Consider the following 7,529-nt stretch of genomic DNA (forward strand, 5'->3'; position numbering starts at 1 on the left):
CCTGGCTGGGCCGGCGACTTCCCGGCTCTGGGCCTTGGGCGAGAAGTCGCAGGAGGCCTTCCTCCGGATGCGTACGGTGATCTTCTACGACACCCAGTTTTCCGGAAGGAAGTTCAAGGTCGGGGACGATATGACGGTGACGGGGAAGTTTCAGCTTCTGCCGATCTGGCCGAAGGAGATCGCCTTTACGGGGATTTCCTGGCTCAACTTCTTCGTCCCGGGTCCGCAGTTCCTGCGAGTCGGCACATGGATCAACAATCAGTTCATGTCCTGCTCGGATCTTCTGGAGCTGGGCGGAACCTATGAGTACAAGACGATCGCCAAGGCTCGGTATCCGGGTCACTGGCCGGTCGGGATCATGTTGAGCATGAAGGATGCGGGTCCGTTGATCGGGCCGTCGATCTACGTCGATGTCGAGGGAAGCCACGAAGGCTTCACCAACCCGGTCAAGACGCTCTTGGGCAACACGGTCAACCTGGAGGACTTCGGGGTAAACCGGATGCTCATGTGGACCTTGGTGACGACGCTCATCGGGGTGGCGTGGCTCGGGTTCTGGGTGGGCAGGCCCTTCACCTCCCGGCTGGGAGTGGTTGCGGCCGGACGGGCCAAGGAGTTGATCAGCGGCGCGGACAAGACCGTGGCGGTGATCTTCGCCCTTGGGTCGATCGGCTTGGTCGTGGTCGCGAACGTGATGACCGCCTCGCAGTACCCGCATACGATTCCGATCCAGGAGACGACCCTCAAGATCGACCCGCTGCCGCCGGAGCCCTCGGCCGTGCAGGCGAAGGTGTTGGATGCGACCTACGATGTGCCGACTCGTACGCTCGCCTTCCGGGTCGAGGTTCATAACACCGGAGATCGTCCCTTGGTGCTCAAGGAGTTCACGACGGCCAACGTCCGCTTCCTCAATGAGCAGGTTCCGGGAAATACCTGGAATCCGGACTTCCCTGAGGTCTACGGTGGAACGATGAAGATCACTCCCTCCGAGCCGATTGCGCCCGGAGAGACCAAGGTGCTCGAAGTCGTGATGGCGAGTGCCGAGTGGGAGAACCAGCGGCTGACGATGTACCACGAGACGACGAACCGCTTTGGCGGGCTGCTCTTCTTCAGCGACCCGACCGGGGCGCGGAGCATCATCGCGGTCGCCGACCAGCTGGTGATTCCGAAGTTCGGTGTGACGCAGTTGTAGGTTTCTTCGGCTCTTCTGGCAGAGCCGAGTCCGGTGCGCCCTTCTGCTCCCCTCGGGGAGGGAAGGGCGTTCCTTTTTGTTCCCCAGGCCGTCCCGACGAAACCAAGCGGAACGGCACAGGGAAGATCCTGAAAAGATCCCTGCATGTAGCGATTGCCACCGAGTGTGCAAATGGATTAGCCTGCATGTCTCACAAACAGGCTGAGAACGAGGAGGGATGAGGATCGGGAATCCTCCCCATTCGACCGCGCCGCTTGGCGGACGCCGAGTGCATGACAGGAAACTAAAGGAGGAGAAATGGAAAGGGAAAGAGAGAAGGAGGGGGAGAGCAAGAAGAGCGGAGGAAGGGCGGGGACGTCAAGCTGCGCCCGAGCGTTGCGTTCGCCCCAATTCTGGCCGGGGATTCTCGCCCTGGTTCTTGCGCCTTCAGCTCTCTTCGCAGCCCAGGTGCTCTCGATCGAAGGGGTCGGTATGGCAACGTCGAACTATGCGGTTCAACTCTCGGTGGGGGACACCCTGGACGCGGGAAGGACCATCCGGACCAACCATTTTGCTACCTGCACGCTCGGCTGGTCTGGAAATACAGAAAAGGTGAGCCTCGAGCCGGACAGCAACGCCGAGCTCGTGGGAGATAACCCGATCCGCTTCCGGCTCGACTCGGGTACGATGCGACTCTCCGGTAAGGATGTCGAGGTGGCAACGGCACAGGCAACCACGACCATCAGGCAGGCCGGAAGCTACTTGATCTCACTCAAGGATCGCAAGGAGATCGTGGATGTCCTTGCAGGGGAGGCGGCCGTGGTCGTCGGCGCGAATAAGGAGCAGTATGCGCTCCGCGGGGGAGAGGAACTCGAGATCGGTGCGAACGGGGCGGTCAAGAAGGGATCGGTGGCACCCAAGGGGGAAGGCAAGTAAATCCGCTGGCCGCCGTGGTCCGGGCTGTCACGGTTGCCATGGGCGATCTCTTCTTCGCCTGGGTGAATGAGGCTCGATGAGCGAGAGGTTCTGGCGCGTCCTGCTCAGCGGAGCAGCTGGGATCCTGCTCTTTCTCCTGGCTGCGTATGGGCTTCGGACAGCCTATAGCTGGAAACGGGAGCCGGACCGGCTTCGCGGCAACTTGGCGGTGATTCTCGGTCTCTGCTTCCTTCTTGCCTTCCTCGGGTACTTGGCGCGCAGCCATCATCCCTGAGCCGCGCTTGATCGGTTGCTGCCGGACAACGCGGATGGGTGATGCGGAAGGAAGACACCGATGCTGCGCGCCACCAAGGCTCTCCCCCTACCACTGGGCGGGCGAAAAGAATCCCATCCCGTTTGTCAGTTCAAACGCAATGCGGAGCACCGATAGGCCGACTACCACGAAGAGAAAGATCAGGAGGTTACGAAAGTTGGTCTCGTTCCCGTCTCCCCCGGGCGGCGGCCATTTTGGATTGGCGACCATAGATGATTAGCCTAACAAAGTTTCGGAGTTTGCAAATGCAAGAATTGCATTGCGGAGGAGAAAGGTTTCCTCGCAGGCAATGGCATTGCCATGGGATGATCTGGGCGTGAGCCTATGGGCCTTTTCTGCCATCCATTCCCTTCGTTGCTGTTCAAGAGCACAAATTGCTTGCGCGGCAGCCTTGGTTTCGGCAGAGTGAAGTGCGATCAAGCGGGAAGGAAAACCACCCACCCGAGTGGGAAAGGGAAGGGATCAGTCCGCTTCAAGAAGAGGAGGAGAGGATAATATGGGCGCAATTTGGCTCGTCCTTTGCTGGATGTTGATTTTCGTAGCCGCTTTCGCGATCAAGGGCTAGCCCCGGCGCGGTTCGGAACGGTTTAACAGGCGGCCTGCCCCAACCAACCAAAAAAGGGGAAGAACGGGCAGGCGGCTTGTACATTTTTGTCGTGGCCTTCTCTTAAACAAGAGGAGAGTTCGCAGTCGTTAGCTTTGTAGCTTCGTCATCGGAGTGCCTCTTTAGCCTGGAGTTCCAGGCATCAAGAAAGAAAAGCTGCTTTGCACGCAGTGCGTGTGCGGCTAGAACGTTTCCGTCACATCGCCGCATAAGAGCATGGCCGAGCCGTAAAAGGGATTCTTGATCTCCTTGTCGGTCTGGATCCAGCTTGCCTGAGCCATCGGGCAGGTGCAGACGAAGTAGTGGCCAGTCTGGACATGGTGATCGCGGAAGAGCGCGATCAGCCGATCGCTGACATCCTTGTAGGCGAGCCGTGCGGCATCGAGGTCGGTCGCTTTCGCCAGCCGATCCAAGTCTGCGGGAAGCTCTTTGGGGAAAAAGCCGCTCTTCTCGCGCTCGATTGGGCTTTTCATGGCCGCCGCCTGGGAGGCGACTCCTTTGAGGGAGTCATCCGCCAGCGCTTTGCCGATGGCGAGGTAGGGCGGCATCACTGAGTCGAGCGCAGGGAGCAGCGGCTCTGCCATGATCACGGATGTCCAAGCGGCTACGATCCAGATGATGGCGAAAAGCGCGTAACTTCTCTTCATACGTTCTTCCTCTAACATCCGCTCAATCTGTTCCGGCCGAAAGGCTCACGACGAGGGAATCCTGTTGCCTTTCTCTCTTCGGTGCAAAGACCATAACTGCAAGATCCGCGCGGAGCAAGGCTCTGCCTAGGGCTTGACGGAGAAGCTGAACATCATCCCGCTGTGGAGATGCTCGAGGATATGGCAGTGGGCCATCCACGTTCCGGGGTTGCTCATGTCGACCAGCAGATCGACAGTGTCGCCGGCGCCGACGAGAACCGTATCTTTCCAAGCCTTGTTCGGGTTGTCCTCCCCGTTGGTATTGAGCACCAGAAATCGCTGACCATGCATGTGAAAGGGATGTTGCATGGGATGAAGCGAATGGATGTCATTGATAATCCGTATTTTGGCGAAACTTCCCTGCTTAAAGAACCAGTCGATGTTGCCCCCCATGTCGCCCATGCCCTTTTCCATCTTCTGTCCCAAGACCTTGCCCGTATCCAGATCGACGATCTCCCAATGAACCTCCCGGGAGGTCGAGGCCTTGTTCTGGTTGTACATGTGGTCCTCCCATTCGACCTTGGCCCCCGTCTTGGCCAGGATCGTCAGGAGACCCGGGAAGGCGGCGCCTGGTTTGGGAGCGGTCGGAGCGCTGCCCGGTTCCGCCAGTTCCTTCGCAGCCTGTTTCGTAACCGAGACGAGGAAACGGATCGTCTTGTCCGGAGCAGTATCGCGAAAGCGGGCGGCCAGCGGCTCCATCTCTTCGATGGTCGCTTTGTTCTCCCGCAGAAGGCCGAACTCCTTAGCGTAAGAAGGGCTCGCCTCCTCCGATCCGACGCGGAAGGTCACGAGCTCATAGGTCCGCGCGCCGACCAGGGGATCGACGGCATGGTGAATGAGCTTGTATTCGCCCTCCTGAGAAAAGTAACACTCGACGATCTGCCGCTCCGAAGGGCTCACGACGACGGCGTCGGCCCACTGCTCCCGCTCGTAACGTCCGCCATCGGTTCCCACGAGCTTCATCTGGACGCCCGGAGTCTGGATCCGGAAGGGACGGGCGGAAGCGCTATCAACCAGATAGAGGCGGAGGACCTCCCCTTTCTTGACGTCAATCTGCAGGTGGGTTTGGCCGTTGACCAGAGGGGTATTCCCGTACCGACCCATGAAGGCGAAGTTGATGTAGTCGGCGTGGTACTCCGGAACGACGCCGTCCTTGATGAGGATGTCGGAGAGGATCAGCGGAATTTCCCGGTTGGCCGGGCCCCAATAGTCCTTGTCGGAAGGCTCGACCATGTAGACCCCGTAGAGTCCGATCTCCTGCTCGAAATCATCCCGGAAGTGAGGGTGATACCAGTAGAATCCGGGATCGGGGAAATAAAGATGATAGACATAGCTTGCGCCGGGGGCGATCGCCGGCTGGGTGACATCGGGAACCCCGTCCTGCGTGTTGTCCTGGCGCAGCCCGTGGGAGTGGATCGTGGTCGGCACTCCGGTCTGGTTGTTCAGGGAGACCGTGATATGGCCTCCTTGCGGAACCCAGAAAAAGGGTCCAGGGACCGAACCGTTGTAGGCCAGAAGCTTAACCTTTGCCCCCGCGATCGTCTGCTGTACCTTGACCGCGGAAAGGGAATAGCTCTCCCCATCCTTGAGGTGCACGACCTCGGACGGCTTGGTCGCCGGGAAGGAATCGGGATCGACGGAAAAGTCGTACTGCTTCCCGGGCCCCGCGCTTCGCTTCTCCAAGAGGACGAAGCTTCCCGCAGCGACGGCGGCCAGCGCGAGTAGGAACAGCCATTTCGGGGCTTTCTTCCCACCGACGGGTTGCAACAACATAACTTTCCCCTTCTTTCCCTTTTGCTGTCCTCACGCGCGACAAGCGTATCTTGTCTTTTACATTAACCGAGAAGAGAGAGCGGTGCCAGCGGAACCCCTAGGAGGCGCTGGCTTCGATGCCTCGGGGCCCGGTCATCCTGGGCCGACGTGCCATGCGCCGATAGGCGAAGGCACCCACACCCCCCACGACGAGAAGTCCTACCGCCGCAAGAGCCATCCAGATGACGCCCATCCCGACCGTGATCGGAAATTGGAAGACCAGCGGTTTGCCATCCGGTCCGGTCTTGCCGACCAGCGTGAGTTCGACCATGTAACGGCCTCGATCCGGCAAGTTGAGATCCAAGGAAGCGACGCCGTTTGAGTAGACCTGAGCCGGGAATTGGGCGGCCACCTTGCCGTCGGAGGAGAGAACCTTACACTCGATCGGGATCTTCCGAAGCTGCGGGGTCACCAGATCGAGCACAAGACTCATCTTCCCGGTGGTCGGGACGTTCCGACAATAGGTCTTGAAGCTTCCCATGCCGCCCATGCCGTCCGTTCCGCCATGGGCGTAGACATAGACATCCATGTGAATCGCGTAGCCCGCCTGCTGCATCATGCCGCATTCGAGGCCGCCGCTTCCGCCGCCGTGCGCCCAGGACAAGCGTGGTTGCATGCCCCACGCAACGGCGAGAGAAATCCCCAGGATTCGTCCCAAGGTTAGCCATTTCTTCCGCATCACCTTCTCCTTTTGCTATTCCCTGCCCCGCATGAGAAGCGAGGCCGACCAACCGTTGATCCTAACGTAATAATTACTGGCGATTCCGTCCTTGCCGCAAGAAGAAAGTCCCCTTGCTTTCCACGCAGTCGCGGCCCGGAGAGTCCTCGATCCATGAATCGGGGTTTGTCCTCTCTGGGCATGATCTCCCGAGCCTCGCCCCGCCGAAAAGGCAATCGGATTTCCTCCCGGTTCCGCGCGCCTTGGACTTGGATCAGGGCTTTGGCCGCACTTTTTCCGCTCTCTCTCCGGGGATCTCCCTTTTTTCTTTTGCGCCCTCCTTCTCCTCCGAGTAGGCTTATCCCCAAAGGTGAGCAACTGGTGCATTGACAAGGGGAGACTTGCGGAACAGCGGCCCGGCAGGAGGGATTGGACGTCGGCCGCGGCGGGAGTTCGCTTGGTTCTAGGGGTTTGCGCTGCCTTGCTGTTTCTCCTTCCGGATTCCTCCTTTGCCCACCGCCATCGCCCGAAGGGACCCATCGACTGTGGCGTCGTCAGCCAGGAAGGCTACACCGCACATCTGGACATCTGCAAGTATGAGCCGATGAAGATGTACGAGAGCTACTGCGAGAATGTTCCGAAAACCGGGGAAGCGACGCTCGTGCTCGACCTCATGAGCCATCCTCTCTGGAAGACGCCGGTTGCGCTTACGCTCTTCCGCGAGCAGGGCAAGGAGGTCGTGGCGGACGCCCCGCCGCATGTCTACCGGGAAGGAATTGCCTCGCTCCGTGTTCATTTTGCCACCCCGGGCCGCTATACGCTGGAGGTCAAGCCCCAGGGGGTGTTGAACGCAGCCAGCCAGCCGGTCGTGCTCAAGTTCCCCATCTCGGTCGGCATGCCTTCCCCGAAGAGTTTTGCCTCGCTTGGCGTGGGCGAGTTTGTCGCGGTAGCGATCCTCGGCTTCTTGCTCTATCGCTTCTGGCGCAAGCGCCAGTTCGAAAGGCTAAAAAAATCGCGCCCATTCTGAGACGGCCGCCCCGTCAGGTTTGTTTCCGAGAATCTCAAGATCACGGGAGGAAAGCCATGTACGACAAGATCCTGGTGGCCTACGACCGCTCCGAGGGAGGACGGGCTGCGCTCGACGAAGGGCTCTGTCTTGCGAAATCGCTCGGGAGCGAGTGCGGGGTTCTCTGGGTCGTTCCCCCCGTGCCCTACTTTTTTTTCGACATCGGCCGCGAGATCGAAATGCAGCAGCAGCGGGAGGAGGCATTTCTGGCGGAGATCGAAAAGGATGTCGAATCGGCCGGCCGTCGGTGCGGCTATCGCGCTGCCGTCTTCCGGAAGACGGGAAG

General features: G+C 59.8%; 9 protein-coding genes. 5 read left to right on the top strand and 4 right to left on the bottom strand.

Annotation, left to right across the window (positions count from 1 at the left end):
* From amoB to MAMT_RS04480, 3 genes are all read left to right on the top strand, one after another.
* Nucleotides 1-1,189 (top strand): bacterial ammonia monooxygenase, subunit AmoB (amoB, locus tag MAMT_RS04470; RefSeq protein ID WP_142659813.1); only part of this gene is annotated, 1,189 nt, incomplete at its 5' end.
* A 297-nt stretch (nt 1,190-1,486) separates the two neighbouring features.
* The gene (locus tag MAMT_RS04475) at nt 1,487-2,104 is read left to right on the top strand and encodes a FecR family protein (RefSeq protein ID WP_142659814.1); all 618 of its coding nucleotides are present in this window, start codon (nt 1,487-1,489) and stop codon (nt 2,102-2,104) included.
* 76 nt (nt 2,105-2,180) lie between these two features.
* Nucleotides 2,181-2,378, top strand: coding sequence for a DUF4175 domain-containing protein (locus MAMT_RS04480; protein WP_142659815.1), 198 nt, complete (start codon nt 2,181-2,183; stop codon nt 2,376-2,378).
* An 87-nt stretch (nt 2,379-2,465) separates the two neighbouring features.
* Here the strand turns inward: MAMT_RS04480 and MAMT_RS11310 are convergent, their stop codons facing one another.
* The 4 genes from MAMT_RS11310 to MAMT_RS04495 all read right to left on the bottom strand — a co-directional run bounded on the left by MAMT_RS11310 (nt 2,466) and on the right by MAMT_RS04495 (nt 6,198).
* A complete protein-coding gene (locus MAMT_RS11310; RefSeq protein WP_178086913.1) occupies nt 2,466-2,627 on the bottom strand; it encodes a hypothetical protein in 162 nt (53 codons plus the stop codon).
* A gap of 576 nt (nt 2,628-3,203) precedes the next feature.
* Complete coding sequence (locus tag MAMT_RS04485; RefSeq protein WP_246186524.1) at nt 3,204-3,668, bottom strand: DUF3347 domain-containing protein; 465 nt, start codon at nt 3,666-3,668, stop codon at nt 3,204-3,206.
* Between the two features lie 126 nt (nt 3,669-3,794).
* Nucleotides 3,795-5,480, bottom strand: a complete 1,686-nt coding sequence (locus MAMT_RS04490; protein WP_142659817.1) for a multicopper oxidase family protein — start codon at nt 5,478-5,480, stop codon at nt 3,795-3,797.
* A 97-nt stretch (nt 5,481-5,577) separates the two neighbouring features.
* Entirely contained in the window at nt 5,578-6,198 is a 621-nt protein-coding gene (locus tag MAMT_RS04495) for a hypothetical protein (RefSeq protein ID WP_142659818.1), read from the bottom strand.
* A 349-nt stretch (nt 6,199-6,547) separates the two neighbouring features.
* Here MAMT_RS04495 and MAMT_RS04500 point away from each other — a divergent pair, with 349 nt between their 5' ends.
* Both MAMT_RS04500 and MAMT_RS04505 read left to right on the top strand, forming a co-directional pair.
* Entirely contained in the window at nt 6,548-7,204 is a 657-nt protein-coding gene (locus MAMT_RS04500; protein ID WP_142659819.1) for a hypothetical protein, read from the top strand.
* A gap of 56 nt (nt 7,205-7,260) precedes the next feature.
* Nucleotides 7,261-7,529 (top strand): universal stress protein (locus tag MAMT_RS04505; protein WP_142659820.1); only part of this gene is annotated, 269 nt, incomplete at its 3' end.

Origin of the sequence: Methylacidimicrobium tartarophylax (assembly GCF_902143375.2) — a bacterium.
In the GTDB taxonomy this organism is placed as follows: domain Bacteria; phylum Verrucomicrobiota; class Verrucomicrobiia; order Methylacidiphilales; family Methylacidiphilaceae; genus Methylacidimicrobium; species Methylacidimicrobium tartarophylax.